The sequence below is a fragment of the Acinetobacter sp. AOR12_HL genome, assembly GCF_027855275.1.
In the GTDB taxonomy this organism is placed as follows: Bacteria; Pseudomonadota; Gammaproteobacteria; order Pseudomonadales; family Moraxellaceae; genus Acinetobacter; species Acinetobacter baumannii.
Genome location: NZ_JAKTIJ010000029.1, coordinates 34,547 through 60,603, shown reverse-complemented (window position 1 = coordinate 60,603; position 26,057 = coordinate 34,547). Strand labels below are relative to the sequence as shown.

At 37.1% G+C, this 26,057-nt stretch carries 25 protein-coding genes; 6 read left to right on the top strand and 19 right to left on the bottom strand.

Annotated features, from left to right (window positions below; all coding sequences use genetic code 11):
• Window positions 1-18 precede the first annotated feature (18 nt).
• Complete coding sequence (locus tag MKL36_RS15310) at window positions 19-843, bottom strand: OXA-51 family carbapenem-hydrolyzing class D beta-lactamase OXA-65 (RefSeq protein WP_001021782.1); 825 nt, start codon at window positions 841-843, stop codon at window positions 19-21.
• Between the two features lie 398 nt (window positions 844-1,241).
• Here MKL36_RS15310 and MKL36_RS15305 point away from each other — a divergent pair, with 398 nt between their 5' ends.
• On the top strand, window positions 1,242-1,802 hold the full coding sequence (locus MKL36_RS15305; protein WP_001050727.1) for an FxsA family protein: 561 nt from the start codon (window positions 1,242-1,244) through the stop codon (window positions 1,800-1,802).
• Window positions 1,803-1,865: 63 nt separating this feature from the next.
• Here MKL36_RS15305 and MKL36_RS15300 read toward each other — a convergent pair whose 3' ends face one another.
• Window positions 1,866-2,051: a hypothetical protein gene (locus MKL36_RS15300; protein ID WP_000192620.1), complete on the bottom strand. Its 186-nt coding sequence runs from the start codon at window positions 2,049-2,051 to the stop codon at window positions 1,866-1,868.
• Window positions 2,052-2,309: 258 nt separating this feature from the next.
• Between MKL36_RS15300 and MKL36_RS15295 the strand changes: the two genes are divergently transcribed.
• Window positions 2,310-2,558 (top strand): hypothetical protein, encoded by a 249-nt coding sequence (locus MKL36_RS15295; protein ID WP_000966850.1) that lies wholly within the window; start codon window positions 2,310-2,312, stop codon window positions 2,556-2,558.
• Between the two features lie 123 nt (window positions 2,559-2,681).
• Here the strand turns inward: MKL36_RS15295 and metK are convergent, their stop codons facing one another.
• Window positions 2,682-3,848 carry a methionine adenosyltransferase gene (metK, locus tag MKL36_RS15290; RefSeq protein WP_001209544.1) on the bottom strand — a complete coding sequence of 389 codons (1,167 nt, stop codon included), beginning with the start codon at window positions 3,846-3,848 and terminating at the stop codon, window positions 2,682-2,684.
• Window positions 3,849-4,372: 524 nt separating this feature from the next.
• Between metK and tkt the strand changes: the two genes are divergently transcribed.
• Window positions 4,373-6,361: a transketolase gene (gene tkt, locus MKL36_RS15285; RefSeq protein ID WP_000211068.1), complete on the top strand. Its 1,989-nt coding sequence runs from the start codon at window positions 4,373-4,375 to the stop codon at window positions 6,359-6,361.
• Window positions 6,362-6,414: 53 nt separating this feature from the next.
• On the opposite strand, the gene MKL36_RS15280 is transcribed toward tkt, so the two are convergent.
• A complete protein-coding gene (locus MKL36_RS15280) occupies window positions 6,415-6,822 on the bottom strand; it encodes an OsmC family protein (protein WP_000248287.1) in 408 nt (135 codons plus the stop codon).
• A 214-nt stretch (window positions 6,823-7,036) separates the two neighbouring features.
• Here MKL36_RS15280 and MKL36_RS15275 point away from each other — a divergent pair, with 214 nt between their 5' ends.
• The gene (locus tag MKL36_RS15275; protein WP_000550331.1) at window positions 7,037-7,627 is read left to right on the top strand and encodes a YceI family protein; all 591 of its coding nucleotides are present in this window, start codon (window positions 7,037-7,039) and stop codon (window positions 7,625-7,627) included.
• 45 nt (window positions 7,628-7,672) lie between these two features.
• On the opposite strand, the gene MKL36_RS15270 is transcribed toward MKL36_RS15275, so the two are convergent.
• Window positions 7,673-8,263, bottom strand: coding sequence for a lecithin retinol acyltransferase family protein (locus tag MKL36_RS15270; protein ID WP_001187976.1), 591 nt, complete (start codon window positions 8,261-8,263; stop codon window positions 7,673-7,675).
• 185 nt (window positions 8,264-8,448) lie between these two features.
• On the opposite strand from MKL36_RS15270, the gene MKL36_RS15265 reads away from it, so the two are divergent.
• Entirely contained in the window at window positions 8,449-9,195 is a 747-nt protein-coding gene (locus tag MKL36_RS15265) for a phosphodiester glycosidase family protein (protein WP_000699303.1), read from the top strand.
• Between the two features lie 35 nt (window positions 9,196-9,230).
• On the opposite strand, the gene MKL36_RS15260 is transcribed toward MKL36_RS15265, so the two are convergent.
• The 4 genes from MKL36_RS15260 to putA all read right to left on the bottom strand — a co-directional run bounded on the left by MKL36_RS15260 (window position 9,231) and on the right by putA (window position 15,231).
• Window positions 9,231-9,461 carry a hypothetical protein gene (locus MKL36_RS15260; protein ID WP_000011679.1) on the bottom strand — a complete coding sequence of 77 codons (231 nt, stop codon included), beginning with the start codon at window positions 9,459-9,461 and terminating at the stop codon, window positions 9,231-9,233.
• Window positions 9,462-9,709: 248 nt separating this feature from the next.
• Window positions 9,710-10,795 (bottom strand): tRNA (uridine(54)-C5)-methyltransferase TrmA, encoded by a 1,086-nt coding sequence (gene trmA / locus MKL36_RS15255; RefSeq protein ID WP_021510836.1) that lies wholly within the window; start codon window positions 10,793-10,795, stop codon window positions 9,710-9,712.
• Window positions 10,796-10,899: 104 nt separating this feature from the next.
• Window positions 10,900-11,373, bottom strand: coding sequence for a GrpB family protein (locus MKL36_RS15250; RefSeq protein WP_021510835.1), 474 nt, complete (start codon window positions 11,371-11,373; stop codon window positions 10,900-10,902).
• Between the two features lie 105 nt (window positions 11,374-11,478).
• Window positions 11,479-15,231: a trifunctional transcriptional regulator/proline dehydrogenase/L-glutamate gamma-semialdehyde dehydrogenase gene (putA, locus tag MKL36_RS15245; RefSeq protein ID WP_001094964.1), complete on the bottom strand. Its 3,753-nt coding sequence runs from the start codon at window positions 15,229-15,231 to the stop codon at window positions 11,479-11,481.
• Between the two features lie 124 nt (window positions 15,232-15,355).
• On the opposite strand from putA, the gene MKL36_RS15240 reads away from it, so the two are divergent.
• Window positions 15,356-15,844 (top strand): Lrp/AsnC ligand binding domain-containing protein, encoded by a 489-nt coding sequence (locus MKL36_RS15240; RefSeq protein WP_001014235.1) that lies wholly within the window; start codon window positions 15,356-15,358, stop codon window positions 15,842-15,844.
• A gap of 32 nt (window positions 15,845-15,876) precedes the next feature.
• Here MKL36_RS15240 and putP read toward each other — a convergent pair whose 3' ends face one another.
• From putP to MKL36_RS15190, 10 genes are all read right to left on the bottom strand, one after another.
• Window positions 15,877-17,367, bottom strand: a complete 1,491-nt coding sequence (gene putP / locus MKL36_RS15235) for a sodium/proline symporter PutP (RefSeq protein WP_000119795.1) — start codon at window positions 17,365-17,367, stop codon at window positions 15,877-15,879.
• 406 nt (window positions 17,368-17,773) lie between these two features.
• Window positions 17,774-18,481, bottom strand: coding sequence for an SIR2 family NAD-dependent protein deacylase (locus MKL36_RS15230; RefSeq protein WP_086227627.1), 708 nt, complete (start codon window positions 18,479-18,481; stop codon window positions 17,774-17,776).
• 93 nt (window positions 18,482-18,574) lie between these two features.
• On the bottom strand, window positions 18,575-18,949 hold the full coding sequence (gcvH, locus tag MKL36_RS15225) for a glycine cleavage system protein GcvH (RefSeq protein ID WP_001016343.1): 375 nt from the start codon (window positions 18,947-18,949) through the stop codon (window positions 18,575-18,577).
• 38 nt (window positions 18,950-18,987) lie between these two features.
• Entirely contained in the window at window positions 18,988-20,013 is a 1,026-nt protein-coding gene (locus tag MKL36_RS15220) for an AraC family transcriptional regulator (protein WP_000705524.1), read from the bottom strand.
• Between the two features lie 108 nt (window positions 20,014-20,121).
• Entirely contained in the window at window positions 20,122-20,562 is a 441-nt protein-coding gene (locus tag MKL36_RS15215) for a MaoC family dehydratase (RefSeq protein WP_000966087.1), read from the bottom strand.
• Window positions 20,562-22,409, bottom strand: coding sequence for an ABC transporter ATP-binding protein (locus tag MKL36_RS15210; protein WP_000922240.1), 1,848 nt, complete (start codon window positions 22,407-22,409; stop codon window positions 20,562-20,564). The genes MKL36_RS15215 and MKL36_RS15210 overlap by 1 nt, the downstream gene beginning before the upstream one ends.
• Before the next feature lie 374 nt (window positions 22,410-22,783).
• Entirely contained in the window at window positions 22,784-23,320 is a 537-nt protein-coding gene (locus MKL36_RS15205) for a DUF2058 domain-containing protein (protein ID WP_000240310.1), read from the bottom strand.
• A gap of 3 nt (window positions 23,321-23,323) precedes the next feature.
• Window positions 23,324-24,004 carry a YoaK family protein gene (locus tag MKL36_RS15200; protein ID WP_021510834.1) on the bottom strand — a complete coding sequence of 227 codons (681 nt, stop codon included), beginning with the start codon at window positions 24,002-24,004 and terminating at the stop codon, window positions 23,324-23,326.
• Window positions 24,005-24,009: 5 nt separating this feature from the next.
• On the bottom strand, window positions 24,010-25,212 hold the full coding sequence (gene sstT, locus MKL36_RS15195) for a serine/threonine transporter SstT (RefSeq protein ID WP_000889007.1): 1,203 nt from the start codon (window positions 25,210-25,212) through the stop codon (window positions 24,010-24,012).
• Window positions 25,213-25,633: 421 nt separating this feature from the next.
• On the bottom strand, window positions 25,634-25,942 hold the full coding sequence (locus MKL36_RS15190; protein ID WP_000651464.1) for an ArsR/SmtB family transcription factor: 309 nt from the start codon (window positions 25,940-25,942) through the stop codon (window positions 25,634-25,636).
• Window positions 25,943-26,057 lie beyond the last annotated feature (115 nt).

Sequence of the window (26,057 nt, the reverse complement as noted above, 5' to 3'; positions counted from 1 at the left end):
CTGGGCTATAAACTAACTCTATAAAATACCTAATTGTTCTAAGCTTTTATAAGTAATCTCTTTTCGAACAGAGCTAGGTATTCCTTTTTTCATTTCTAAGTTAAGGGAGAACGCTACAATATTCCCTTGAGGCTGAACAACCCATCCAGTTAACCAGCCTACTTGTGGGTTTACATCCCATCCCCAACCACTTTTTGCGTATATTTTATTTCCATTCTTTTCTTCTATGAATAGCATGGATTGCACTTCATCTTGGACTTTTTGGCTAAATGGAAGCGTTTTATTAGCTAGCTTGTAAGCAAACTGTGCCTCTTGCTGAGGAGTAATTTTTAAAGGACCCACCAGCCAAAAATTATCGACTTGGGTACCGATATCTGCATTGCCATAACCAACACGCTTCACTTCCTTAGACATGAGCTCAAGTCCAATACGACGAGCTAAATCTTGATAAACCGGAATAGCGGAAGCTTTCATGGCATCGCCTAGGGTCATGTCCTTTTCCCATTCTGGGAATAACCTTTTTTTACCATCCCACTTAAATACTTCTGTGGTGGTTGCCTTATGGTGCTCAAGGCCGATCAAAGCATTAAGCATTTTGAAGGTCGAAGCAGGTACATACTCGGTCGAAGCACGAGCAAGATCATTACCATAGCTTTGTTGAGTTTGGCCTTGTTGGATAACTAAAACACCCGTAGTGTGTGCTTCGTTAAATAAATTTTTAATTTTCTCTGCTTTTTCATCAGATTTTGAAGCGCTGTGATTTGGATTAGCAGTCACTATATAAGGTGAGCAGGCTGAAATAAAAATAGCGCTTGTTATAAGTAAGAGTGCTTTAATGTTCATAAGACTTATAAGATTGAATTTGAAGTTTAGCTAATTAATGTAACTTGAGTAGATCAATTATTAGATATCAAAAATGTAAGTTAAATTTTATAGAAAAGCTGCTAATAGATAAAAGCATCGGCCAATTCATGAAAAAATTGCAATCTTGTAGAAAAAACACTTGATAAAGTTGATATAGCACTCATTAATAATAGAGTATGACTGTTTTATTAAGTTAGAATCAGTCTTATTTATAGTATTGCAGAACCTTAGTTTAGCTATGATTTTAGGTTACAACAAAAACATTGTCTAAGCTTCGCAACTAAATTTAATCCATGATTTCAAATGAAAAATGGATGAGTTTAGTTAAGTAGTAACAACTGCAATGAATTTTCTTTTTGAGATAGATAAAGTTTTACATGAATTTACTTCTTATTGTGGTTCTGGGCGCGATTGTTGAAATTGCCGTATGGATTGGCGTAGCACAGTTCATCAGTGGATGGTATGTGTTTTTCTGGTTCATTATTGCTTTCTTTATTGGTCTAACGCTTATTCGTAATAGTACGGCTGGTATTATGCCGCAATTACAACAAATGCAGATGACTGGACAATTGGGTAATGATCCGACTGTGACTAAAAAATTAGCTTATGCTTTTGCTGGTTTTTTATTAATGTTGCCAGGTTTGGTATCGGATGTATTAGCGCTCTTAATTCTTATTCCGGGCGTACAAACTGCGTTTCGTAATATTGCAATGAGAACACTGGCAAAACGTCAGCAAGCCATGATGAACAAAATGATGGGCGGCATGGGTGGTGCAGGTGCTGGTCAAAACCCATTTGCAGATTTAATGCGTCAAATGCAGGATATGCATAATCAACAAGGTGGTGGTAGCCAATATCATGATTCTAGTATTATTGATGGCGAAGCGAGAGAAGTTACTCCAGACCACAAGAAAATTGAGCATAAAAATAAAGATTAATTAATCTATTATACAAAAAGGGCCTAAATCTAAAAGATTTAGGCCCTTTTTAATTTATAACAGTTAATCATCTGAAGTTTCAGAAGTACCTGCTTTTGCTTGAATCATCTCGTTTTGATTATCTTGGAGCTTAGTTTGAGGTTGATACTTGTTTGAAGGCAGAGCTACTTGCTTGTTTTCAGATTGTTGATATTTTCGGCTTCTATTGGCTCTTTCACGAAAGCCACCTTTATTAATGAGCTGTGTCATAAATTCGCTTAGAAAATAAAATATATTTCTATTTTAACAAATTCAACAAAATATCAAAATAAGAAAAATAGTGCTAAAAAAATAATATTTAGTCTATCTCTTTGTATAAATTAAATATTTGAAATTTGAACGGATTGTTCATTCAGATTGAATTATCTTTTCATTTCACATAGGATAAATATAAAGGATGTATAAATTTAAAAATGTAGCAAACCTATTAAAACAACAACGGTTGAAGTGAGGGAAGGAGGGTTACCTATGCTATATCAATATCATTGTGCTTGTTGCGACAAAGTTGTGGCATCAACTGATAAATCATGTCCATATTGCGGTTCACACCATATTCGTAGTCCATATGGCCTATGGATGTTTTGCGTGATGGCTTGTCTAGCAGTTGTTGTCGTATTCAAAGTTGTTCATCTTTATATCCAGAATCATCAAGATACACCTGTGCAATCGACTCTGTTAGATGTATTAAATGAAGGTGATAAGAGCACAAAACAATAATATTGCTTAATACTCACTACATGCCTTTAAATAATGTATGTTGAAGGGGCTGTTGTTTAATTTTAATCAAATACAAAAATAATAAAAAAGCCCGCTGAAGAGCGGGCTTTTAATATAATCAGCTTAAAGGCCTGCGGCATCTTTAAGTGCTTCAACTTTATCGGTTTTTTCCCATGTAAATGCAGTATCTGAACCTTCACGACCAAAGTGGCCGTACGCAGCTGTTTGTTTATACATAGGTTGAATTAAGTTAAGCATGCGAGTAATACCAAACGGACGTAAATCGAAATGTTCACGTACTAACTGGATAATTAACTCATCAGAAACTTTTGCAGTACCAAAAGTATTGATTGAAATAGAAGTTGGCTCTGCAACACCAATTGCATAACTCACCTGAATTTCACATTTGTCCGCAAGACCAGCAGCAACAATATTTTTAGCTACATAACGACCAGCATACGCAGCTGAGCGGTCTACTTTAGATGGATCTTTACCAGAGAATGCACCACCGCCGTGACGAGCCATACCGCCATAAGTATCAACGATGATTTTACGGCCAGTTAAACCACAGTCACCCACAGGTCCACCAATAACAAACATACCAGTCGGGTTAATGTGGAATTTAGTTGCTGCATGGAACATTTCAGCAGGAATGATCGGTTTAATGATTTCTTCAATTACAGCTTCTTTAAGCTGAGTTTGAGTAATTTCAGGATCATGCTGTGTAGAAAGTACTACTGCGTCTAAACGTACAGGTTTGCCATTTTCATAAGCAAAAGTTACCTGACTTTTTGCATCTGGACGTAACCATGGTAATGCGCCTGAACGACGAAGTTCAGCTTGGCGTTCCATTAAACGGTGAGCATAAGAAATAGGGGCTGGCATAAGCACGTCGGTTTCACGGCTTGCATAACCAAACATTAAACCTTGGTCTCCAGCACCTTGATCTTCAGGTTTTTGTCGGTCTACACCTTGTGCAATCTCTGGTGATTGTTTACCAATCATGTTGATTACAGCACAAGTTGAACCATCAAAGCCTAAATCTGAATGGTGATAGCCGATACCGTTAACAGTTTGGCGAACAACAGCTTCTACATCAATATTCGCAGTTGTTGTGATTTCACCTGCAAGTACAACAGCGCCTGTTTTTACCAGTGTTTCACAAGCAACACGTGCGTATGGGTCTTCTTTTAAGATTGCATCCAAAATAGCGTCGCTAATTTGGTCGGCCATTTTATCGGGATGACCTTCGCTTACAGATTCCGAGGTAAAAACAGCGTACTCGCGCATGAAAGTCCTATCTTGGTTATTTCAAAAAGACATAATATGTTACATCGACTTGAGCTTGAGGACCAGTTCATACTGACTAAAAAGCATGAATTTCTTTCATTTCTACTATGTTTTAATTGATATGTGTATCAGGGAAATTGATATAGATAGATGAAAATTAATCATTTTTATATTAGAGTTTTAATCAAATGTTTAAATTTTAAACATTTGATTTTGTTAAATATTAATCAAGAAGATTTAGACTATGAAGTGAAAAGCTATAAATAAAGAAAATAAATCCAACTCTATATGCTGATTAAGAGGAAGAAGCTTACAATCGTTGAGCATAGAAATAAGCATAAATACTATTGTTTTACACAGCTTAAAAATCTAAATGTTTTTTGAGTAACCAAGAAATAGTTAAAAATAAAGAAATATACAGTGTTGGGGTTTACCCCTAGGCGTTTTTTTAAGACAATATAGCGGCATTGAATGGTTATTCATCTTCTTCTTTTCATCAATCTATTAAAATTGGATTCTGATCTATGACGACCCCTTTAAACGAACGTCGTATTGCAAACGCAATTCGTGTATTGGCAATGGATGCTGTGCAACAGGCAAACTCAGGGCATCCGGGTGCTCCAATGGGGATGGCAGATATTGCTGATGTCGTCTGGCGCGAGTTTTTAAATCACAACCCAAATAATCCACAATGGGCAAACCGTGACCGTTTTGTTTTATCAAATGGCCATGGTTCAATGTTGCAATATGCTTTGCTTCATTTAACAGGTTATGATCTTTCAATTGAAGATTTAAAACAATTCCGTCAATTGCACTCAAAAACTCCTGGTCATCCTGAATATGGTTACGCTCCAGGGATTGAAACAACGACAGGTCCTTTGGGTCAAGGTATTGCGAACGCTGTTGGTTTTGCATTAGCAGAAAAAACTTTAGCTGCTCAGTTCAATAAAGATGACTTAAAAGTAGTTGATCACTTCACCTATTGTTTCTTAGGTGATGGCTGTTTAATGGAAGGTATTTCTCATGAAGTATGTTCTTTAGCAGGTACTTTACAGCTTGGTAAATTGATTGCTTATTATGATGACAACGGCATTTCGATTGATGGTGAAGTAGAAGGCTGGTTCAGTGATGACACTGAAGAGCGTTTCAAGTCTTATGGTTGGCAAGTTCTTCGTGTAGATGGCCACGATGCTGATGCGATTCGTCAAGCAACAGTTGAAGCTAAAGCAGAAACTCAAAAACCAACGATTATTATTTGTAAAACAATTATTGGCTTAGGTTCTCCAAACAAGCAAGGTAAAGAAGACTGTCACGGTGCACCACTGGGTAAAGATGAAATTACCTTAACTCGTGAAGCTTTAGGTTGGACTGAAGAAGCATTTGTTATTCCTGCTGATGTATATGCTGCATGGGATGCTAAAGCAAAAGGTAATGAAGCTGAAGCAGCGTGGAATGAAGTATTTGCTCAATACCAAGCAAAATATCCAACGGAAGCGGCTGAGTTACTTCGTCGTATTAGCGGTGACTTACCAGCAGAATTTTCAGCTCAAGCAGATGCATTTATTCGTGAAACAAATGCTAAAGCTGAAACTGTAGCAACTCGTAAAGCGAGCCAAAACACATTACAAGCATTTGGTCCTTTATTACCTGAATTATTAGGTGGTTCTGCGGACTTGGCAGGTTCTAACTTAACACTTTGGAAAGGTTGCCAAGGCGTTCAAGAAAACCCGGCTGGTAACTACGTGTATTATGGTGTACGTGAGTTCGGTATGACTGCAATCGCTAACGGTGTTGCATTGCATGGCGGCTTCATTCCTTACGTTGCAACGTTCTTAATGTTTATGGAATATGCACGTAATGCGGTACGTATGTCTGCATTAATGAAACAGCGCGTGATTCATGTGTATACACATGACTCAATCGGTTTAGGTGAAGATGGTCCAACACACCAACCAATTGAACAAATTGCTTCTTTACGTGGTACACCAAACTTAAATACTTGGCGTCCTGCTGATACTGTAGAAACAGCGATTGCGTGGAAATCTGCTTTAGAGCGTAAAGATGGACCTACAGCACTTATTTTCTCTCGTCAAAACTTACCATTCCAAACGCGTACTGAAGAGCAAATCCAGAATGCGGCAAAAGGTGGTTATGTTCTTGCTCAAGAGAAAGGTGAGTTGAAAGCAATTATTATTGCTACTGGTTCAGAAGTTTCTTTAGCAATGGAAGCTTATGCTCAACTTGAAGGTGTTCGTGTTGTTTCTATGCCATGTGCAGAAGAGTTCATGAAACAAGATGCTGCATATCGTGAAGCAGTATTACCAGCTCACATTCGTGCACGTGTTGCTGTAGAAGCTGCTCACGTTGACTACTGGTGGAAGTTTGTTGGTCTGGATGGCAAAGTAATTGGTATGACAACTTATGGTGAGTCAGCACCAGCAAAAGACTTGTTCCAATTCTTCGGTATTACAACTGAGGCTGTAGTTGCTGCGGTAAAAGAGTTAACTGCTTAATCTTTTGAGCAGAATAAAAAGCGTCCCGATTGGGGCGCTTTTTTATGGGCTATTTAAATGTTAAGTTCAGTTTGGATCGTAATATTAGAAGTTAAAAGCTTATGAATAGGGCAGTTTTCAGCAACTTTTAATAATCTTTTATGCTGATCCTCAGTAAATTCACCTTTTAGAGTAATTTTACGCTCAATATTATTTTGACCTGCTTCTGGATCACCATTTGGATTTAATGCTAAATCAACTTGTACATGCTCAATTTTGATGCCTTTGTGATTTGCATACATTTCTAGTGTAATTGTAGTGCAAGCTCCTAAAGCCGATAATAGAAGCTGAACCGGATTTGGAGCTGTATCTCGTCCACCTTTATCGGTGGGTTCATCTGCAAACCATTGATGACCCGAAGGATCGGTAAGTGTTACTCGATAAGGAGTTGAAGTACTTTGTGCTTGGGCAGTGTTAACCATGTTTTACCTTGTTATTTATCAATAAAATCGTAGTAAAAATTAATAAATCTGAAAGCTTCGAATAGAAGAATACCTATACTTTATAATATGGTTTTTGAATAACAACTGTAACGCTTTTATTGTTGCATGGATGAAACATATCGTTTTATAAAGAATAGTGAATTAAATTACTTGATGTATACACTAACGACTATATCAATAAAGGATACGAAAAATGCATCTTAAAACATTAAGCTTCGGTTTAGCAGTAGCATTGGCAAGTACAGTTACATTAGCTGCACCAGTGGACTATAAAATTGATCCAACACACACAGCTACTGTTTTCTCGTGGAATCACTTCGGTTTTTCAACCCCAAGTGCTAACTTCTCGGACATCCAAGGTGTAATTAAAGTTGACAATGCTAAACCAGCAAACTCATCTGTAAATGTGACCATTCCTTTAAGCAGTGTGAATACAAACGTACCTGCTTTAGATAAAGAGTTCCAAGAAGAAGCTTGGTTTAATGCAGCTAAATACCCAAACATTACTTTCAAAAGTACGAAAGTAGAAACTAAAGATAAAAAACATTTTAAAATTACTGGTGATTTGACTGTTAAAGGTATCACTAAGCCAGTTGTACTTGATGCTGTCTTAAATAAGCAAGGCGAGCACCCAATGGCAAAAGTTCCAGCGATTGGTTTTAACGCGACAACTTCGTTCAATCGCTCTGACTTTGGTTTAGGTAACTATGTACCAAACGTGGGTGATAAGATCACTGTAAACATTACAACTGAAGCAACTGCGGCTAGTGCAGCTAAAAAATAAGTTGTAAGTTTTCTAAAAAAGTCCTCAACTTGAGGACTTTTTTAATTAGATAGTTTCTTTTTTATCTGGTTCTATAAAGACTAAAGGTGAGGTTGGGTCTATATTTCTTTTTTCGGCTTTTTCTCTTAGAAATTGATAAGTCGGAATATTCATTTTTGCCTGATCACGTAATTTCTTTTTAATATAAAGAACAAGAGCAAAGCAGGTGGTTGCTACGGTTAGCATCATGCCATTCATATAGCTCATGATTGAACTCACGTAACCAATGGTGGTTAAACGATGCATCATACGCTCAACTTGAGTACTACTTTCGATACCAGTAATCGCCCAACTGCATAAATGCTCACAATTATTAATAATCAAATGATAATGGTTTTCATGCATACGTGAACGCATACGTCGTACAACAACTTTTCCTCTGTAGCGTGGTGCATCGTAAGAACGTACATGAATTTTTTTGCCATGAGAAAAGGCATCTAGGGAAGTGATTTCAATGGGCCGTTTTTTGATGAAATGTGCGAGGCCTGAATAATGAATAACTCGACCTCTCCCAGCATAGATACCATGATGGCTATAGCCGAGATGTTTTACAATAAGATGAGCCCCTAAAGGGTAGCGTTTATTTGTTTGTTGCATATTCACGCTGATCCAATAAAGTATAATCACTTTTATACAAAGCTGTGACTATTATAACGAATATAGTTGTGTTCTAGTGTATTGATTAGGTGGAATAAGCGACTTTCGGGTATATATCACTTCAAACATTTTTATTTAATAAAGTGTCTTTATGAAAATAAAATGACATCTAAGGTTTGGCATTAATGAAAATACTAGTACTGTGTATCGTGAACTTCATAATCTTTACACAATCCGCTTTAGCACTAGAGTATCGACAGATTAGAAATACTACTGATGATCAGTTTGAAGTAATTGAAATTTCTCATTTAGAACAATTACGCTTATTTTTGAAAAATCCGCAAACTGATCAATATTATAAAAGTTTCGACAATATTCAATATCAACTTAAAGCATGTGAACAGCTTACTTTTGCGATGAATGGAGGCATGTTCCATTCCGGTTTTTCTCCAGTAGGACTATATATTGAAAACGGACGAGAGAACCAACCTTTAAATGAAGATAAAGGCTGGGGAAACTTCTTTTTGCAGCCTAATGGAGTTTTAGCATGGAATGACAAACAAGCCGTTATATTGACAACTGAACAATATAAAGCAAAAGTTTTTCAACCCGATTATGCTACGCAGTCCGGCCCTATGTTAGTGATTAATGGCAAAATAAATCCCTTATTCCTAGCAAATAGTGATTCAAAGAAAATACGTAATGGGGTAGGTATAAAAAATAATAAATTGTATTTTGTGATATCTAAAAATAGAGTGAACTTCTATAGTTTTGCTCAGTTCTTCCAAAAAAATCTTGAAGTCGAGCAAGCTCTGTACCTTGACGGTTCTATCTCTAGTTTATATTTGCACAAGAATAATCGAAATGATAAAAGATTTAATATGGGGCCTATTATTGGATGGGTGGATCAAGCAGATTGTAGACCCAAGTAAAATATAAAAAAGCCAGTACAAGACTGGCTTTTTAATTAATGAATAGATGGTTTTTGAGTGAGTTCATTTAACTCTTTTCGGCTATAACCACGGGAAATAAGAACTTTCTTGATTCCCTTAATGACATCTTCATCAGTCGCTTGCGCAAGCGCACTTAGAAGTTGTTCATTAGTTTTACATGAGCAGTCATTTTCAACACAAGCAGTTTGGTTTTTATGCTCGTTATGCTGTTGATCTGCCAAGAACAGCTTTTGCCAAAAACTCATAGAGCCTTCATATACAACCTAACATAGCTCGAAATATAGCCAATATAAATTAAAATACAAGACTCTATATGTGATAAATCCACCAGTTGAACTAGAGAATTTTCGATAGTAATGGTCGAGTTAAACGAAATTATGACGAATAGATGACTTGATATTTTTTTAAAATTTAAATACTTAATTAAAAGACTTTGAAAAATAAGGAGATATTTAATCTCCTTATAAAATAGGGTTACATTGAAAAATTTTGTTTAAATCTTCTCAAGTAAGACACCAGACTCTACATGATGCGTATAAGGGAACTGATCAAATAAAGCAAACTTAGTAACGCGATGAGTTTGAGTGAGCGTTTTTAAATTTTCATATAAAGTGTCGGGGTTGCATGAAATGTAGATAATACGTTCAAAGCCCTGCAATAGTTTTAAAGTTTCATCGTCAATTCCTGCGCGTGGGGGATCAACGAATACCGTATCGAAGTCGTAGCTTTGAATATCAATATCTGCTTCTTGTAGACGGCGGAATTCACGTTCACCTTGATAGGCTTGAGTGAACTCTTCAGCCGATAGGCGAGCTACTTGAATATTATCAATCTGGTTCTGTTCGATATTCCACTGCGCCGCATAAACTGATGATTTTGCAAGTTCAGTCGCAAGCACTCTTTCAAATTTTAAAGAGAGTGGAAGCGTGAAATTACCATTACCACAATAAAGTTCTAATAGGTGTTTTTTTGATCCTTCAGCTGCATCACATGCCCATTGCAGCATTTTTTTGCAAACTTGTGCATTAGGCTGCGTAAAGCTACTTTCGATTTGTTTGTATTTAAATGAACGGTTTAAAAGTTCAAATTCTTCTACAACAAAGTCATCGCCAATAACAATTTTCTGGCCTCGGCTACGGCCCATAATTTTAATATTTAATTTTTCAGCAAGTGCTTTAGCTGCTTGTTCCCATTCCTGATTAAGCTTACGGTGATAAATCAAGGTAACTAACATTTCTCCGCTTAGAGTTGCGAGAAAGTCAACTTCAAATAAACGCTGAGAAAGTAAAGAGTTGGCTTTAAGTTCTGCTAAAAGAAGTGGCATTAAGTCATTAATGCTTTTATCTGCAATAGGAAACTCATCTATGCGTACAACGGTTTTTTGCTTTCCATCGTCATTACATTCAAACATGGCATAAAACATATCATTTTCTGTATGCCAGATACGAAATTCAGCACGCATACGGAAATGTTGTTCAGGGGATTCAAACACTTCTAATGTAGGCGGTGTAAATTCAGAAAATTGAGTAGTAATGCGATCAATTTTAGCTTGAAGTTGTTGACGATAAGAAGAAGTCATAGACAAAGAAAATTTAGACAGAATCAAATGGTGAATGGTACCAAAAAAATTGTGCTTAAAGGAGCCAATTTTAGTTAGTTATTCATAAAGAAAAAATACTTACACTAGGGGTGACTTAAAACGCGTTCAATAAAATCAGATTTTACTGCTCTATATTGGTCATGATCTAAGTGGGTGGATTCTAACTTTAATTGATTATATTCATTAACTAATGTTGGAGAAGCTATAAGCTTATCTCTAAAGGTTAAGAAAAATGTGAATATTGAACCGGTTACTACAACTTGAAAGGCAACATCATCGCTGTTGAGTGACTCGAGCATGCAAAGCTCATTTGTTCTTAATGTATTTTGCTTTTCTATAAAATTAAGCGTTTTTAACTGTTCTATTGCAAACTCAAATTGATCGGGTAGAACCTCAATATAAATGTCTAAATCACCTTTTGAGAATGCATTAGGTATTGCAGATGAACCTATATGCTCAATTTGGGCAGATGGTAGCAGAGCGGAAATTTGTTTTCGGTATAAGCTAAAAAGCTGAGTGCATCTTTGTTGGTATTGTTCTGGTTCAAAAAGAATCATTATTAAAAACTCAAATTGATAAAATTTATATATTTAAGAATAGATTATTTTATTAAACAAAAAAGCCCAAATATCGTAATTTGGGCTTTTTAGAAAATTACTTAATTATTCAGACATTGTCATTAAGCTTGCATTACCGCCAGCCGCAGCTGTATTTACGCTAATTGCACGTTCAATTACCAAACGTTCAAGTGGAATCGACTCATTTGGTTCAACATGAGTAATACCAACAATTGCGCCAGAACGGCTAGCAATTTCTTGCTGTAATGAGAAGATCTCTTCGCGGTTGCCATGATGTAAAACTGCATCAAAATCATCTGTAGTGATGTTTTTAATGGTAGTAATCGCATCAAGTACATCTTTTGGCAACGTTTGTTTATGTTTTGCCAATAATGGACTATTTGGCATTACAGCAGCTTGGCTGCCAACTGCAAAGATTGCAAGTAACTGATGCAATTGATCTTGTTCTGTATCAGCAATTGAAAGAACACGATGACGCGGCAAAATAATATATTGGTTACTTTCCCCAGTAGGGCCTTGTAACTCATAAAATTTACCAACACCAAAAGGTTCAATTTCACGGTTTGCTTGTGGTAAATGTTGTTTCGCCCAGTTTTGTAAGCTTTGATAAACCTCACGGGTAAAGCCTTCAAAAACGGTTTGCTCATTTTTTACCGCAAATGGAGTTGCTAATACTTTGTTAGAACAATGCTGCATTAAGCGATACATATAAAGAGGGCCACCCGCTTTAGGGCCTGTACCAGATAAACCTTCACCACCGAATGGTTGTACGCCAACAACAGCACCAACAATATTACGGTTGATATAAAGGTTACCCACTTCAGCATGTTGAATTACGGTTTGGATGGTTTCATCAATACGGGTATGCAGACCCATGGTTAAACCATAACCTTTCGCATTAATTCTTGAGATGAGTTGCTCAAGTTCACCATACTTATAGGTAATGATGTGTAAAACCGGACCAAAAACTTCACGTTGTAAGTCATCAAGATTAGGAAGTTCAATTGCTGTTGGCACAACAAAAGTTCCTTTATCTAATTCTGTTTGGCTTGTTGCACCAAACATCAATTGATGTACCGGATAACCCTTCGATTTCATTTTCTGGATGTGCTGGTCAATCGTCTGTTTTGCTTCATCATCAATAACAGGACCAATGTCAGTTTTTAAAATTGCAGGGTTACCTACGATCAACTGTTGCATTGCACCTTTAAGCATTTTAATAACGGTTGCAGCACTGTCTTCTTGTACACATAAAATACGTAAAGCAGAGCAGCGTTGACCTGCGCTATCAAAAGCAGAACTTACAACATCTAATACAACTTGTTCAGTTAAAGCAGATGAGTCAACAATCATTGCATTTTGACCGCCAGTCTCTGCAATGAGCGGAATAGATTGACCATTTTCAGATAAACGTTTTGCAACGGTCTTCTGTAAAATTTTTGCAACTTCAGTCGAGCCAGTAAACATGATGCCATCGATACGGCTATCTTGGCTGAGCTGAGCACCTACTGTTTCACCGCGGCCAGGAAGTAGCTGTACAGCACCATGTGGAATACCAGCTTCCCATAAAATCTGAACTGCTTGGGCTGCGATCAATGGAGTTTGTTCAGCTGGTTTAGCAATAACACAGTTACCACTGACTAATGCCGCAGCAATTTGACCTGAGAAAATTGCAAGAGGGAAGTTCCATGGGCTAATACAAAGTACAGTACCTAAAGGCTGAATAACTGTATTTGCAGGAAGATTTTCAACTTGGGTTGCATAGTAACGTAGGAAATCTACAGCCTCACGAACTTCTGCAATCGCATTGGCATACGTTTTACCACTTTCACGGCAAAGTAATACCATCAACTCTTGAATACGGCTTTCCATGAGGTCAGCTGCGCGTTTTAAGTATTGAGCGCGTTGATCCTTAGGCGTATTTGACCATTCTGATTGAGTTTGTTCAGCTGCAGTAAGAGCGATTTCGACATGCTTAAGATCAGCTTCTTGTACATAACCAACAATTTCATCATTTTGTGCTGGGTTTGTAATTGCAACAGAATGACCTTGTTCTAAAGAATCAGTATTAGCCAACAACGGATGGCTTTGCCAAATACGATTACGTAATTCTTGAGCTGTGCTATCTAAAGCTGCAAGTGGAGTGTCATTTGCTAAGTCATAACCTTTAGAGTTTTTACGAAGCGTTCCGTACATATCTAAAGGTAGTGGAATTGATGGATGTTTTAAACCAACTGAACCTTCAAGCTTAGCTGCATTACGAATATCATAAATTGGAGACTGGATAAGATCTTCAACTTTAAGTGTTTTATCGGCAATACGGTTAACGAATGAAGTATTCGCGCCATTTTCAAGTAAACGACGGACTAAATAAGCTAACAATGTTTCGTGGTTACCAACCGGAGCATAAATACGGCATGGCACGCCTAATTTATTTTGCTCACGTGGACCAACAACTTGTTCATAAAGCGGCTCGCCCATACCATGTAAGCATTGGAACTCATATTGACCAGCGTAATATTTGCTTGGATCTGCTAAATGATAGATCGTTGCTAAAGTTTGAGCATTATGCGTCGCAAATTGCGGATAAATAAACTCTGGTGCTGCAAGTAATTTTTTAGCACAAGCAATATAAGACAAGTCAGTATGAACTTTACGCGTGAAGACAGGGTAGTCATCCATACCTTCAATTTGTGCTTTCTTAATTTCGCTATCCCAATATGCGCCTTTTACAAGACGGATCATCAGACGCTTTTGGCTACGCTTAGCAAGGTCAATAATATAATCAACCACAAAGAAGCAGCGTTTTTGGTAAGCTTGAATTACGAAACCAATGCCTTTCCAGTTCGCAAGTTCTGGCTCAAAACAAAGACGTTCAAGTAACTCAAGAGAAATTTCTAAACGTTCTGATTCTTCTGCATCGATATTTAAACCAATATTGTACTGTTTAGCTAAACGAGCGAGTTCAAATACTTTGCCGTAGAGTTCTTTGTGAACACGTTCAATTTGCGCACGTTGGTAACGTGGATGTAAAGCTGAAAGCTTAATTGAGATACCTGGGCCATCATATACGCCTTTACCATTAGACGCTTTACCAATTGCATGAATGGCTTGTGTGTAATCATTAAAGTAACGTTCAGCATCATGGTCGGTTAAGGCAGCTTCACCTAACATGTCATAAGAATAGCGGAAACCTTTATCCTCAAGTACTTTTGCGTGGTCGACAGCTTCTTCGATGGTTTCACCAGTCACAAACTGTTCACCCATCATACGCATTGCAACGTCAACTGCTTTACGAATAATGCCACGGCCACTACGTGCTAAAAGGCCAGTAAGTACACTTGAAAGACTGGTTTGCTTTGGTGTTTCCATAAGCTTACCAGTTAACATGAGACCCCATGCAGCAGCATTCACAAACATTAAGCTGCTTTGGCCAACATGTTCTTTCCAGTTACCTTGATTGATTTTATCGCGAATGAGCAAATCACGTGTTGCTGTGTCTGGAATACGAAGCAAAGCTTCAGCAAGACACATTAAAGCCACGCCTTCTTGTGAAGAAAGAGAGAATTCTTGTAATAACCCTTGAACAATACCTGCTTTACCTGAAGAGGTCTTACGTTCACGTAAATTATGGGCAAGGTTAAATGCAAGGTCATAAATTTTATGATCTAAATCATCAGATACCGCAGCAGCTTGTAATAGCTCTTCTACAGCTTCAGGTTCGGCACGTCGCCAAGCTGTATTAATGCGTTGTTCAAACTCACTTTTATCGTTGAATTCGGTGATATAGCCTTGGTGAGATTTATCCATTTGATGAAAAGTATCCATTGTGTTCATATCTATTTCCGCCAACCAGCTCTCGTAAACTCATCTTGAGTAGAGAGGTTTAGATAATTTATCATTACAGAAGAAACACCGAATAACTCACTATATTTTGCCCATTTTTTAGAGGAAAATTCAGATGAATGGCCCATTATTAAGCCTTGATCGTACCGATTTAAAAATTTTGGATATTCTTCAAACAGATGGGCGTATTTCCAACAGCAGATTAGCTGAACTCGTCAATTTGTCTCCAACAGCAGTTATGGCACGAGTGCAGAAGCTCACCAAAGATGAATTCATCTTAGGTTATGAAGCTAAATTAAATCCGGTTAAGTTAAATGCAAATTTTTTGGTTTTTGTTGAAGTCTTACTCGATAAAACCACACCTAATGTTTTAGATGAGTTTATTGACGCAGTCGTGCATTATCCAGAAATCGTTGAATGCCATATGGTCAGTGGGGGATTTGATTTTTTAATTAAATTACGCAGTGGAAGTATGGAGGAGTTTCGACGTATCGCAGGGCAAGTGCTATGGCAATTACCCGGTGTAAAAGAGACTCGTAGTTATCCCGTGATGCAAGTTGTGAAAGATAGTTCAAAAATTAAAATCAAAACTAAAAATAAATAAGGGGCCGAAGCCCCTTTATTTATTTCAATGAGTTATGTACTTTCTTTATAGAGTTTATCTGCTTGCTCAAAGCGACCAGTCACATCAGAGTTTGGCGCTTTGCTGATCAAGCTTACTACGATGATGCTGATAAATGCACAGATAAAGCCTGGAATAATTTCGTAAACACCAGTGCTTGCGAAAAGGTTTTTCCAACCGATCACAACAACAGCACCTACGATCATACCTGCTAAAGCACCTTCTAAAGTCATACGTTTCCAGAACAATGACAAGATGATGAGTGGTCCAAATGCAGCACCAAAACCAGCCCAAGCATAAGCAACAAGGCCAAGAACTTTACTGTCAGGGTTACCCGCAAGCACAATTGCTAGAACGGCAATTGCAAGAACCATGATACGCCCAACCCATACAAGCTCTTTTTGAGATGCATTTTTACGAATGAAGCCTTTGTACAAATCTTCAGTTAGTGCACTTGAACATACTAAAAGCTGACAGCTTAATGTACTCATAACCGCAGCTAAAATAGCAGCTAGAATGATACCGACAATCCATGGATTGAATAAAATTTTAGTCAATTCCATAAATACAGTTTCAGGGTTTTTGCTTACCACACCTGCAAGTTCAGGGTGTTGCTGGAAGTAAGCAATACCAAAGAAACCAGCACCGACAGCACCGACTAAACATAAAATCATCCAGGTCATACCGATACGGCGAGCAGCAGGAATTGATTTTACAGAGTCAGCAGCCATGAAACGTACAAGGATATGCGGTTGGCCAAAATAGCCTAAACCCCAAGCCATGGATGATAAAACGGCCACCACACTTAAATCAGAAATGATGTTAAATGCATGTGGGCGAGCAGTTTCAATAAGCGTCACAAACTGAGTTGTGTCACCAATTGCGAGGTAAGTCACGATTGGAGTGAGCAAAAGGGCAAAAATCATTAAGCCCGCTTGGAAAGTATCAGTCCAGCTAATTGCTAAGAAACCACCAATACAAACATAACTGATTGTTGCAATAGCACTTAACCAGATGGCGGTGGTATATGACATACCGAATAAATTTTCAAATAAACGGGCACCAGCTACCATACCTGAAGCACAGTAAATAGCGAAGAAAACCAAGATAATAACGGCAGAGAAAATACGAAGTATCTTTTTCTGGTCATCAAATCGACTTGTAAAATAGTCTGGCAGAGTGAGTGCATTATTTTGGATTTCAGTATGAACGCGTAATCGACCAGCAACCAGTAACCAGTTAAGCCAAGCACCGATAATTAGACCAATTGCAATCCACGCTTCAGATAAACCAGAAAGATAAATCGCTCCTGGTAAGCCCATGAGTAACCAACCACTCATGTCCGATGCGCCTGCGGATAATGCAGTAACGAAACTGCCTAAACTACGACCACCAAGAATATAATCAGAGAAGTCGCTTGTAGCACGGTAGGCAAATAAGCCGATAAGTACCATTGCTACGATGTACACCATAAACATGATGAGGGTGGGATCAAAATAACTCATAATGGATGTGTGTCCTTATATCCATAATCCGTGATTGTAACCTAATCCAGGTCGCTGTTTTCTTGTACGGCATTTCAAGAGGTTGAGATTCAACCATAAAAGAATTTTTTTGCTCTGTTATCTTTGTGATGTATTTTATGTATCTTTGTGTAAACAAGTGTAAATTTGATTACATATTATATTTATTTTAATGAAATCAATTAATTATAAATTTAAAATAATATCAAAACTTATTAAAAAACTAATAATATAAAAAAACTAAGAGCTAAATTCAGTTTTTTAGTTACAAAAATAGTAATGACAGGGGGCCTTTTAAGAAAAGTTATTATTTAGATGAATAATTTCTCATCAATTTTACGCGAAAAAATGGTTTTAATAAGAAAAAAAGAATATCAAAAGAGGAATATTAACTCGTCAATTGATTAAATAACTCGTGCATACCTTCTGTAGCCGTCATATTTAATAATTTATATTGAGGTGGAACACGAGAATGATCTGCTTGGGGATCTATATAATATGCTTTGGTATAATGAGGAATCTCATGGACCAAGGCGGCAACTGGATATACGCTTAATGTCGAACCGATTACAATAAAAATATCAGCACTTTGTACTAAACGAATTGCTTCTTCATAAGCAGGTACAGCTTCACCAAACCAAACGACATGAGGGCGAAGCGGGTAACCATCTGGACAAAAGTCCTGTTCTAAATCGAGCTTCCAACCATTAACTTCATAAAATTGAGTTGTATATTGTGCATCTGGCCCAGAACTTTTCGCTAGTCGAATATTGCCATGTAGATGTAAGACATTTTGGCTTCCAGCACGCTCATGTAAATCATCAATATTTTGTGTAATGACTTGTACATCATAATAGTCTTGTAGTTTAGCAATATATTGATGAGCTTCGTTCGGCTGGGCTTCTAAAATATTTTTACGACGTTCGTTGTAAAAGCGTTGAACTAAAGCTGGATTTCTTTCCCACGCTTCGGGAGTGGCAACTTGTTGTATATCATAATTTTCCCAGAGACCATTACTATCGCGGAAAGTACTAATTCCACTTTCTGCACTCATACCGGCGCCGGAAAATACCACAAGTTTTGTCATATGAATGATCCATTCATGAATTTGGTTTTTAAATCTGATCTATACATATATAAAAAAACCAGTTAAATCTAAACTGGTTTTTTATTAAAAACTATATCTATATTATAGACCAGCTTCATACTCTGCATTTGTTAAAAGTTTTTCAACATCTGCAATATTGTCTGGTTTGATTTTATAGATCCAGCCTTTGCCATATGGATCTTCATTTACAAAATCCGGATCATCTTCAAGATCAGTATTAACTTCTACTACTGTACCAGAGACAGGGGCATGAATATCAGAAGCAGTTTTAACTGATTCAACAACTCCGGCTTGTTCGCCAGCTGTTACTTGGCTACCCACTTCAGGAGTTTCAACATAGACCAAATCTCCAAGCTCATCTTGTGCATGGTCGGTAATCCCTGTAATAACAAGGTCTCCTTCAATTTTTACCCACTCATGTGTACGTGCATACTTCAATTCTGAAGGATGGTTCATGACAACTCCTTAAGCTTGTGTCCAATATTTTAATAACATTATAAATAGGGGTCTTTGCGCCAGTTGCTCGGACTGCGACCGCTCCAGCGTTTAAAAGCGCGACTGAAATTTGCGACATCCGAGTAACCAAGTTCATCTGCAATTTGTTCAAGACTATAATCTGTACGCGAAAGCAGAGAGGTCGCATGACGATATCGAACTTCATCTACTAAAGTAGAAAATGAAGTACCTTCGGCTGCCAATTGTCGCTTTAAGGTACGATCTGACATATGTAAATATTCTGCTACATTTTCTATGCTTAAGTAATGTTGTTCAGAGTTACTTAAAATATCACGTACACGCATGGCTAGACGGCGGCGTTCGCCTAAAGCAGATAGTTCCGCTTCACATTGGTTAATAGCAATTTGACTTGCGATTGGATCAGCATTAACTAACTTAAAACCTAAATATTTTTTATCAAAACTAGAGATTAGATGAGGCTGGTTAAAGCGGATGGTGCTGCTTAGCTTGCTTCTATATTTATCAAAACCTTCCGGTTCTGGAAAGTCTAAATCAACATCGCCCGCTAAATCTTCAATACCCGTAATCGCTTTAGCCATGGTCATAATACCAATAGTTAAACCTAAAACGATCTCAGTACGAAGAGGTTCTAACTCAATATCACATTGCAATTGTAATGTGGCTTTTGGTCCGAAAGTAGAAAAATATAATTGTAAAAAAGGTAAGCGTAATTGGATAAAACGGGCAGCGAGAGCTATCGCTTCTGTAATATCTTTTGCTGTCATTATCGCGTAGCCAATAAATCCGTGAATGGAAATACGCATTTGAGTGCCAATGTGGTAACCCAGTGTACTTTCACCGGTAAGATTTAAGGCATGTTTAACCAGCTCATTTGCTACGGGTGTTGAAATACGATATTCAGGATCGGCCAATTGCTCACTCGTAAGATGAAAAGGAGCAAATAATGTTTCATCGTTATATCCCCAACGTGAAACTACATCTAATAGCAATAAGCCATAGACTCCTGGAATACCTTGATCTTGACGAGCTGAGGTAATTTTCATATGCGTTCCGTTGCTCTCATCAATTTTCTACGTGCATTTCTTACACATCTTGTCATGAAATATAATTTGAGTTTATAAAAACTGTTAGACAATCATATCAACGATTCATTAAACATTCTTTTTAAAGACAACGATTTTTGTCGTTGAAATAAGTAAAACATCCCCATGCTGATTTAAGGCTTGCGTAACGTAGCTTACAATACCACGATCCAATTTTGTTTTGGATGGCGTAATGGCGGAAATTTCAGCTTCAACATGAATACGGTCACCAGGCCGAGTAGGGCGTGGCCAACGTAGACTAGATTCTGAGCCTACTAGTCCACCATGAATCGGCATGCATTCAGTCCATAAGCGCATAGTAATTGCCGAGGTATGCCACCCGCTAGCGGCAATACCTTTAAAGATTGGATCTTCTTTGGCTAACTCTTCATCTGTATGGAAAGGTTGAGGGTCATAGTGGCTTGCAAATTGTTTAATTTCATCAAGTGTAATTTCATACTCACGACTGACAAAACGATCACCAATTTTTAAATCTTCTAAATAAAGCATTAATCTTGACCCTGTACTACTTTTTGCTCAATAAGAAAACCGCCCGTTTGACGTTTCCATAATTGTGCATATATACCATTTTTAGCAATTAATTCTTCATGAGTACCTTGCTCTGCAATTTTACCTTCATCAAGAACAATTAAACGGTCCATTTGAGCAATGGTAGACAAACGGTGAGCAATTGCAATAACTGTTTTATCTACCATCAGGTCATTTAAACTCGACTGAATAGCTGCTTCAACTTCTGAGTCTAAAGCGCTAGTTGCTTCATCTAAGATTAAAATTGGTGCATCTTTTAAGAAAACACGCGCAATAGCGATACGTTGTCTTTGACCACCTGACAGTTTGACACCACGTTCACCCACTTGTGCCTCATAACCTGAACGTCCTTTTAAGTCGACAAGTTGAGGAATAAATTCAGCTGCTTTTGCCTTATGCACGGCACTTTGCATATCTTGATCTGTTGCATCCGGACGGCCATATTTAATATTTTCGGCAACTGAACGATGTAGTAGAGAAGTGTCTTGAGTAACTAAAGCAATATTTGCTCTCAAACTATCTTGCGTAACATCTTCAATATTTTGCCCATCAATTAAAATTGCACCTTCTTTAAGATGGTAAAAGTGTAAAAGTAATTGGATGAGGGTAGATTTACCTGCACCTGAACGGCCAACGATACCAATCTTTTCACCTGCTTTAATGTGTAGATTAAAGTGATCGATGACATTTTTATTGTTATAAGCAAAGGTCACATCTTTAAATACAATCTCACCTTGTGTGACTGCAAGTGGTTTTGCATCTGGCTTGTCTTGAATATTGATTTTCTTACCAAGTGTTTGCATGCCATCTTGAATGGTACCAACATTTTCAAATAATGCTGACATATGCCACATCATAAACTCAGCCATGCTATTAAGTTTTAAAATCATGGCAGTAGTGGCTGCAATTACGCCTAACGCTGCTAAACCTTGAGTCCATAACCAAACTGCGGTACCAATTACCCCAACAAATAAAACAGCAGACAGTAAATTAATGCTAACTTCAAAAAGAGTACCTAGACGCATTTGCGCATAGACTGTGGTCATAAACTCTTTCATTGACGCTTTTGCATATTGGCTTTCACGCCCAGCATGCGCAAAGAGTTTTACAGTTTGAATATTAGTGTAGGCGTCAGTTACACGACCAGTCATTACAGCGCGTGCATCGGCTTGTTGTTGTGATACTTTGCTTAAACGTGGAATAAAGAACCATGCGCTTAATAAAAATAACCCTAACCAAACCATAAGTGGAATAAGTAATGTGGGTGAGATTGCACCAAGAACAATACTTACAGTAATAAAGTAAATGCTGACGTAAGCCAACATGTCGCCTAAAATAATCCAGAATTCACGGACTGCTAAAGCTGTTTGCATGACCTTTGCAGAAAGTCGACCAGCAAAATCATTATGGAAAAAGTCTAGGCTTTGTTTCAATAAAAGGTTATGGAAGCGCCAACGCAAGCGCATTGGAAAAGTACTATATAAAATTTGATGTTTTATAATAGATTGAATATTAACAAATAAAATATTGGCAAATAACACGCTAATGAGAATAAGAATGTTTGACGCATGTTGGCTTAAGAAACTTTCAGGCTGACTATTACTAAGCCAATCTACAAGTTGCCCAATTTTTGAAAAGAGCAGGGCTTCAAAGCTAGCTGCACCAGCTGTACATATAATAAGTAGCAATAAATATGGACGTACACCTTCAGTAGCTTGCCAAACAAATGGGAAAAAGCGTGTTGGTAAGGGCTCATCCAAACCTTTGGTTGGATAAGGATCTACAAGTTTTTCAAACCACTTCAGCATGAATGACTACCTTTATACATCAGCTACTTTAGTAAAATTTCGCAATTTAATTTGCAATAAAGTCAGTTAGATCAAACTTAATTAAGGTATTGATCTGTTGAGTGTGTGGATACACGTCAAAGTTTATGTTGTATATCTTTGGCTAAAACTGACATGATTTAGTCAAGACATAAATTTGGAATCGGGAAGAAGCCTAAAAGGCATCGTAAAGACAAAAAATGTTTTATTCATTATATCGATAATAATAGATGAAGTGGTGAATGAATTTGGCTTGAATGTAATTTTTATAAATTTTTTTAATAAATGATAAAATATTAATATTTATTTTAAGCAGTATGAGCCTTTATCCGAGTATTGATAAAGGCTCATAACCGTTACCACATTAAGTCATCCGGAATCACGTATGCTGCATATGGATCTTCTTCATCAGTAGTTTGTTCATTTTTCTCAGCATTATTGATTAAAATAAATCCTTTCATTTTTTGATCAATTTTTTCAGCTAAAGCTTTAGGAAGGTAAGCATATTGATCTTGATCTTTGGCAATCACTAAACTGCCTGTAACAAGTGCATTATAAACTTGCTGAGATAGGTAAACCTTTTTAATCTTATTCTCGTCAATAAATTGATAAGCCACATCTCCGGCAAAATCTACAATTTTGTGTTGCTTGATCATTTGAATGATTGAAGCCTTTAATGCTTTTTCTTCGAGTTGCTGCTGCTTTTCTAGATTCAAAGCTTGATCTTTTGCTTGTTTCTCTTTTTGAGCTTTTTCAATATTAGCTTTAATTTCTGCTTCATTGCTTTGACCAGTACGCTGCTCATGCTGAGCTTGTTTGGTAAGTTTTTTCGCTTTTTTATTGTCAACTAAACCAGCTTTGAGTAACTGAGCTTGTAAGGCATTTTTAACCATGACTTAATCCGAATTTGAAGAGGAAGAACTATGAAAGTAAACTGCCCAATACGAAATACTGAGAGTTAAGCTTAAAATTGCTGGAAGCAAAAATGATTGCAATTTTAAATAAGGGTGAACTAAAGCAGAAATTATACCGCCAGATAGAAAACCTATAAAAATAAGTAGATGCAAAATAATGCGGCGATTCTCTACTTTTAAACCTCGTGCTATATAACCAAGTGCAAGCCCAAGATCTGTTAAGACACCCGATAAGTGAGTAGTCCTAATAATGGTTCCTTTATAGTGACTTACCATTGCATTTTGTAGCCCCATGGCGACACAAGCCCATAATAGTCCATATTTTGGAAAATAAGGCAGCAGTAACCAACAGAGAAAAATAAATAGTGAAACTAGACTTAAAGGAAGGCCATACCGGCGGCCTAATTTAAAATGGCTATTGCCTAGAATAAAACCACTGTAAAATGATCCACATACATAACATAATATAACTAGTACTAAATATATGATGTGTTCAAACTGCCAGTTTACCAAACTCATGGCTAGCATACTGACATTACCAGTCATATGCGACACCGATTGATGTAAAAGGGTGATAAGCCCTAATACATTAATCATTCCGGCATTTATTGCCAGTAAGAAGGCGCCAAGTTGGAACCAGTTTGGTAAACTTTGAAATGGCATGTTCTCTATGAGTTTTGTCTTGAGCGAATATCAACTGCGGCTGTAAATAAAACATCGGTAGATGAGTTAAGCGCCGTTTCTGTTGAATCTTGTAATACACTAATAATCATACCCACTGCAACAACTTGCATTGCAATTTCTGATGAAATACCAAATAAGCTACATGCGACTGGAATTAGAAGTAGGGAACCACCTGCAACACCAGATGCACCACATGCTGATATTGTAGCTACAACAGATAAAATAATCATTGTTGCCAAATCAACATGAATTCCTAACGTATGCACAGTTGCTAAAGTAAGTACAGTAATCGTAACTGCTGCACCAGCCATGTTAACAGTAGCACCTAAAGGAATTGAAACGCTCGCAGTTGAAGGATTTACGCCTAAACGTTCAGCTAAATCAAGGTTTACAGGAATATTAGCTGCTGAGCTGCGTGTAAAGAACGCTGTGATACCACTTTCTTTTAAGCATTTAAATACTAATGGGTAGGGATTACCGCGAATTGTTAAACCTACCAGAATTGGGTTAATCACTAGAGCAACAAACAGCATTGTTCCTAATAGAACAGCAAGTAATTGTGCATAACTTTCAAGTGTTGCTAGTCCAGCATCTGCAAAAGTTACTGCAACTAGACCGAAAATACCAACAGGTGCAAACGCAATGACTTTATGAATAATAGCGCTTACAGCATGTGAAACATCCTGCATTACTTGTTTGGTTGTATCCGAGCTATGACGCATTGCTAAGCCGAGACCAATTGCCCACGCAAGAATACCAATAAAGTTCGCTTCACTGATTGCTTGAACAGGGTTTGCAATAAAACTTAAAAGCAGATTTTTTAATATATCAGCGAGACTACCAGGCGCTTGCAAATTATTATGAGAAACAGTGTTGAGATAAAGCGTACTAGGAAAAGATAAGCTAGCGATCACAGCACTAAAAGCAGCTAATAACATACCTACTACATAGAGTAGTAATACTGGGCGTAAATTTGCACTATGACCGACTTGGAAGTTGGCAATAGATGAGAGAACCAGTACAAAGACTAAAATAGGAGCAACCGATTTTAATGCTTTAATAAATAGTTCACCAAACAAGCTTAAGTACGGCGTAACGGTTGGAAATAATAGTGCGACGCCTATCCCTAAAATAATGGCGATAATAATTTTAGTGACTAAGCTTAATCGAGAAAAGAATTCAAGCATATAAAGGCCTTATTAACCTATTCATGGCTAAAGGTTGAACAAGCTGAGTATTTTATACGTAAGTGATGTGAATCTTAAGCTTTTTTATATCAAGTCATCAGTTTTATAAGGTTTGGTAATATTAAGTTTTTGTTTTTAAATAAATAAAATTGATTTTTTAAAGTGGGGTATCTAATGTTTTGCTTATATTACAGCCAGTAACGCTTAAGTTCTTATTATTTGCCATAAAAATTAGTGAAGAGGGAGAAAAGATATAAAAGAAATAGGAGAGGTTATTTTTGTTTTTTAATAGATTGGAATGCTAGAAAAACTACGCGAATTTTCAATCCTCTTTGCTCGGATAATTACCAGCTACCAAGTTGAAAAATCGCATATTTCAGGAATACATTAATATTATTATAATTTTATAAGTTTAGAGCAGTTATTCTATGCAGTATAACTGATAAAGCATATTTAAAATTGAATGCATCTTATCATCCTTGATCGAATAGAAGATTTGCTTGCCATCACGACGTGTTGAAACGACATCACTTTTACGTAGCATCATCAATTGTTGTGAAAGGGTGGGTTGGGTGATTTGTGTTTTCTCTTCAATTTGAGAGACATTTAACTCCTCATGGGCTAAGTGACATAAAATTAATAAACGGTCAGTGTTAGCTAAAGATTTTAATGTTCCTACGACTGAATCCGCCGCATTTTTCATTTCTTCAATTTGGAGTCCATCTTTCATACTTTATACCTATATCAATATGGCCGGCATAGTATAGATTGATCTTAAGAAAATGAATGTAGCAAAACTAATCAATCCAATTGTTTTTGTTGAAAAGGTTTATAAGTGTAATTGA

What these genes read in the sequence shown, in the direction of transcription:
- MKL36_RS15200 (WP_021510834.1), bottom strand. Translation starts at nt 24,004, where the DNA reads ATGCCATTTCAAAGTTTACCAAACTGGTTCCAACTTGGCGCCTTCTTA.
- putP (WP_000119795.1), bottom strand. Translation starts at nt 17,367, where the DNA reads ATGAGTTATTTTGATCCCACCCTCATCATGTTTATGGTGTACATCGTA.
- MKL36_RS15280 (WP_000248287.1), bottom strand. Translation starts at nt 6,822, where the DNA reads ATGGTTAACACTGCCCAAGCACAAAGTACTTCAACTCCTTATCGAGTA.
- tkt (WP_000211068.1), top strand. Translation starts at nt 4,373, where the DNA reads ATGACGACCCCTTTAAACGAACGTCGTATTGCAAACGCAATTCGTGTA.
- MKL36_RS15210 (WP_000922240.1), bottom strand. Translation starts at nt 22,409, where the DNA reads ATGCTGAAGTGGTTTGAAAAACTTGTAGATCCTTATCCAACCAAAGGT.
- MKL36_RS15260 (WP_000011679.1), bottom strand. Translation starts at nt 9,461, where the DNA reads ATGAGTTTTTGGCAAAAGCTGTTCTTGGCAGATCAACAGCATAACGAG.
- MKL36_RS15240 (WP_001014235.1), top strand. Translation starts at nt 15,356, where the DNA reads ATGAATGGCCCATTATTAAGCCTTGATCGTACCGATTTAAAAATTTTG.
- MKL36_RS15215 (WP_000966087.1), bottom strand. Translation starts at nt 20,562, where the DNA reads ATGCTTTATTTAGAAGATTTAAAAATTGGTGATCGTTTTGTCAGTCGT.
- MKL36_RS15310 (WP_001021782.1), bottom strand. Translation starts at nt 843, where the DNA reads ATGAACATTAAAGCACTCTTACTTATAACAAGCGCTATTTTTATTTCA.
- metK (WP_001209544.1), bottom strand. Translation starts at nt 3,848, where the DNA reads ATGCGCGAGTACGCTGTTTTTACCTCGGAATCTGTAAGCGAAGGTCAT.
- MKL36_RS15270 (WP_001187976.1), bottom strand. Translation starts at nt 8,263, where the DNA reads ATGCAACAAACAAATAAACGCTACCCTTTAGGGGCTCATCTTATTGTA.
- MKL36_RS15220 (WP_000705524.1), bottom strand. Translation starts at nt 20,013, where the DNA reads ATGAAAATTACCTCAGCTCGTCAAGATCAAGGTATTCCAGGAGTCTAT.
- gcvH (WP_001016343.1), bottom strand. Translation starts at nt 18,949, where the DNA reads ATGAACCATCCTTCAGAATTGAAGTATGCACGTACACATGAGTGGGTA.
- MKL36_RS15265 (WP_000699303.1), top strand. Translation starts at nt 8,449, where the DNA reads ATGAAAATACTAGTACTGTGTATCGTGAACTTCATAATCTTTACACAA.
- MKL36_RS15190 (WP_000651464.1), bottom strand. Translation starts at nt 25,942, where the DNA reads ATGAAAGATGGACTCCAAATTGAAGAAATGAAAAATGCGGCGGATTCA.
- MKL36_RS15300 (WP_000192620.1), bottom strand. Translation starts at nt 2,051, where the DNA reads ATGACACAGCTCATTAATAAAGGTGGCTTTCGTGAAAGAGCCAATAGA.
- MKL36_RS15205 (WP_000240310.1), bottom strand. Translation starts at nt 23,320, where the DNA reads ATGGTTAAAAATGCCTTACAAGCTCAGTTACTCAAAGCTGGTTTAGTT.
- putA (WP_001094964.1), bottom strand. Translation starts at nt 15,231, where the DNA reads ATGAACACAATGGATACTTTTCATCAAATGGATAAATCTCACCAAGGC.
- MKL36_RS15250 (WP_021510835.1), bottom strand. Translation starts at nt 11,373, where the DNA reads ATGATTCTTTTTGAACCAGAACAATACCAACAAAGATGCACTCAGCTT.
- MKL36_RS15275 (WP_000550331.1), top strand. Translation starts at nt 7,037, where the DNA reads ATGCATCTTAAAACATTAAGCTTCGGTTTAGCAGTAGCATTGGCAAGT.
- trmA (WP_021510836.1), bottom strand. Translation starts at nt 10,795, where the DNA reads ATGACTTCTTCTTATCGTCAACAACTTCAAGCTAAAATTGATCGCATT.
- MKL36_RS15295 (WP_000966850.1), top strand. Translation starts at nt 2,310, where the DNA reads ATGCTATATCAATATCATTGTGCTTGTTGCGACAAAGTTGTGGCATCA.
- MKL36_RS15305 (WP_001050727.1), top strand. Translation starts at nt 1,242, where the DNA reads ATGAATTTACTTCTTATTGTGGTTCTGGGCGCGATTGTTGAAATTGCC.
- sstT (WP_000889007.1), bottom strand. Translation starts at nt 25,212, where the DNA reads ATGCTTGAATTCTTTTCTCGATTAAGCTTAGTCACTAAAATTATTATC.